The 338-nt window shown below is 53.6% G+C and carries 1 pseudogene; it reads left to right on the plus strand.

The features are described from left to right. A pseudogene (locus EAE93_RS24115) lies at nucleotides 1–338 on the plus strand (RNA-guided endonuclease TnpB family protein); the annotation flags it as partial.

Below are 338 nucleotides of genomic sequence, written 5' to 3' on the forward strand. Positions count from 1 at the left end.
CCATCGCCTTGCAGCAGGCGGTGATTAACCTCGATATGGCGTTTTCCCACTTTTTTAATCCGAAGCTGAAAGCACGCTTCCCGGCGTTCAAACGCAAGCATGGCAGGCAGTCCAGCTATCATTGTGTCGGGGTGAAGGTGTTGGACGGGGCAATAAAAATACCCAAATTATCGCCGATAGAAGCCCGTCTGCACCGTGAAATGACCGGAGAGGTGAAAAGCATTACGCTGAGCCGTTCAGCCACCGGTAAATACTACGCCTCGATACTCTGTGATGACGGCCTGGCCGCGCCCGCGAAGCCCGCTTTGATAACCCAGATGACAGGTTTGGATATGGGA

The sequence above is a fragment of the Photorhabdus akhurstii genome, from assembly GCF_018448925.1.
Classification (GTDB): domain Bacteria; phylum Pseudomonadota; class Gammaproteobacteria; order Enterobacterales; family Enterobacteriaceae; genus Photorhabdus; species Photorhabdus akhurstii.